Annotated in this window: 1 protein-coding gene; it reads left to right on the top strand. The window is 64.3% G+C overall.

Annotated features, from left to right (window positions below; all coding sequences use genetic code 11):
* Positions 1-29 precede the first annotated feature (29 nt).
* A partial coding sequence (locus Q1V87_RS10345) for a PASTA domain-containing protein (protein ID WP_300592300.1) occupies positions 30-1,436 on the top strand: 1,407 nt, incomplete at its 3' end.

Genomic DNA, 1,436 nt, shown 5'->3' on the forward strand with positions numbered 1-1,436 from the left:
GGCGCCTTCAGCAAGCCGCTGAACAGGCGATGACCGACAACGTGCAGACCTCGATCGACGGCTACGCCAGCGCCGAGACGGGGCGCCTCGGCGCTGCGACGACGAGTATCGAGACCAAGACCGGCCGGATCCTGGAGATCACGCAGAACACGAACTTCAGCGAGACGATCACCGGCGATCCGAACTATTCATCCCTGGTCTACGCGGGAAATCTCAAGTATGGCGGTTCCACCGGGTTCGAGGGCGGATCGACGTTCAAGGTCTTCACGCTCTTGGAGTGGCTGCAAGAGGGTCACTCGGTGAACGAGGTCCTCAACGGCAATGTCCAGGTCTTCAAGACCTTCCGCAACAGCTGCTTCGGCGACATCACCAACAACACGACGCTGATCAACAACTTCGCCAAGAGCTCCGGCTACGTCGGAACCCCGATGCGGTTCACTGCCGACTCGCTCAACACCGGATTCCTGGCGATGGCCTCGAAGCTCGATCTCTGCGGTATCGAGAAGACTGCCGCGAAGATGGGCGTCGTGCGCGGGGACGGGAGTCCGGTGGAAGTGCGTGTGCCGTTCCAGGTGCTCGGCTCGAACAACATCGCACCGATCGACGTCGCCGCCGCGTACGCGACGATTGCGAACAACGGCGTGTATTGCACCCCGAAGGCGATCGACCGGATCACTGATGCCAACGGCAACGAGGTAGCGCTGCCGGCCGCGTCGTGCACCCAGGTGCTGGAGCCGAACATCGCCGCGACAGCCGCCTACGCACTGCAAGGGGTTATGACCAACGGTTCGGGCCGCGCATCAAACCCGTATGACGGCACGCCGATCCTCGGCAAGACCGGTACGCACGAGGCGAAGCAGACGTGGCTTGTCGGGTCGAGCACGAATGTCACGACCGCCGTCTGGGTCGGCAACTCCGTCGGCGACGCCGACGTCAGCCGCTGGCCGTGGAATCACCTCTATACGCGACACTCCGTGGCAAAGCCCATTCTGCGCGCCGCTGACGCCCTCTATGGCGGAGACGGGTTCCCCGCACCTGACTCGAACCTCACGAAGACCGTCCTGTACGACCTACCGAACGTGGTCGGCCAGAGCGTCGAGGCAGCGACCAAGACGCTCGAGGATGCCGGATTCGAAGTCGTCGTGGGAGACCCCGTCGACTCGACCGAGGGTTCCGGAATCGTCGCACAGCAGGATCCCGGCGCAGGAAAGGTCGCGGGCGGCACCGTCGTCACGCTTCGTCCCAGCAACGGTCAGGGCGTGGCGGTCCCCGGAGTATCGGGCTTGAGCATCAGCGAGGCTCAGTCACGCCTCGCGGGCGCGGGACTCAACAGCACTGCCGGAAGCTGCCCGACCCCAGGCTCTACCGCGAAGGCGACGGGAACGAACCCGGGCGAGGGATCCGTCGTAGGGCGCGGATCGACCGTAAACATCACC

This window comes from Microbacterium sp., assembly GCF_030149085.1.
Classification (GTDB): Bacteria; Actinomycetota; Actinomycetes; order Actinomycetales; family Microbacteriaceae; genus Microbacterium.